This window comes from Flagellimonas olearia (genome assembly GCF_009184425.1).
Taxonomy (GTDB): Bacteria; Bacteroidota; Bacteroidia; order Flavobacteriales; family Flavobacteriaceae; genus Flagellimonas; species Flagellimonas olearia.
The window spans coordinates 1-315 of record NZ_WELG01000205.1 but is presented as its reverse complement, the minus strand read 5'-3'; the positions used below and the strand labels follow the sequence as shown (position 1 = coordinate 315).

1 protein-coding gene is annotated in these 315 nt (G+C 43.8%); it reads right to left on the bottom strand.

The window, feature by feature from the left end; genetic code table 11:
• Positions 1-315, bottom strand: a 315-nt coding sequence (locus F8C76_RS20095) for a phosphoglucose isomerase-related protein (protein WP_500683492.1), incomplete at both ends; no start/stop codon positions are given.

The following is a 315-nucleotide window of genomic DNA, read 5'->3' as shown; positions in this document are numbered from 1 at the left end:
GTCAATGCCAAATTGTTGCACGGCTTCTTTGTTGGTGGATACCGCTACAAAGTGCTTAGCGATATGCTTTTCATCGCCGCTTCTTTCTATAAACCATTTTCTAGCGGTTAGGGCGTTGGTTAAGGTTTCTTGAGTGGAAAAAGTCTTAGAAGCCACGATAAAAAGCGTGCTGGCTGGATTGAGTTTTTCTAAAACATCTAAAATCTGTGTGCCATCCACATTAGACACAAAATGCATTTTTAATCTCGGGTGGGCGTAGCGTTTTAAGGCGGTGCAAACCATTAAAGCGCCCAAATCTGACCCCCCAATGCCGAT